General features: G+C 41.6%; 1 protein-coding gene. It reads right to left on the reverse strand.

What is annotated here, in order from left to right:
- On the reverse strand, positions 1–502 hold a 502-nt coding region (locus R7044_RS28530), incomplete at both ends, for an ImcF-related family protein (protein WP_318141763.1).

A 502-nucleotide genomic window follows, 5' to 3' on the forward strand; every position in this document is an offset into this window, starting at 1 on the left:
CTCTATCAGAGTTTTCCACTCATTGACATAATCTTGATAATAGCGGGCTTGAACCCCCTGAATAGCACTATCATGATCAATTTCATGAGCTTTAAGATCATCCCCATACACCCAGTTTTCTTCCATCAATCCTTTGACGGTGCGATTAATCTGAATTTGGAAAATGCTGTGAAAACCGTTGTAGGTATAAAAACCGGAAATACCTTGCGATAGAGGTTTTCCACTTGCTCGCTCAAATTGTTCTAAACCTTTAGGTCCTAACACGTCTGTTAAACGGAAAGACGGAACGTGGCTTTTAGCAAACTGCATCTTCATACGCTGATATGCACGCTCTGGAAGTGACATTTGCGTTAGAACTTCTCGTGCTGCACTAATAGCAGTCGCATCCATTGAGAAGCCTTTCTCGTCGTTCTCTAGTAAGTTTTTAGTATGCACTAGCAAACGCTCACGTAGCTCTTTGTTTAACTCTCCTGGATACTGACGTTCAAAGTAGAAGTTGAAC

Source organism: Vibrio sp. 1402, assembly GCF_033340275.1.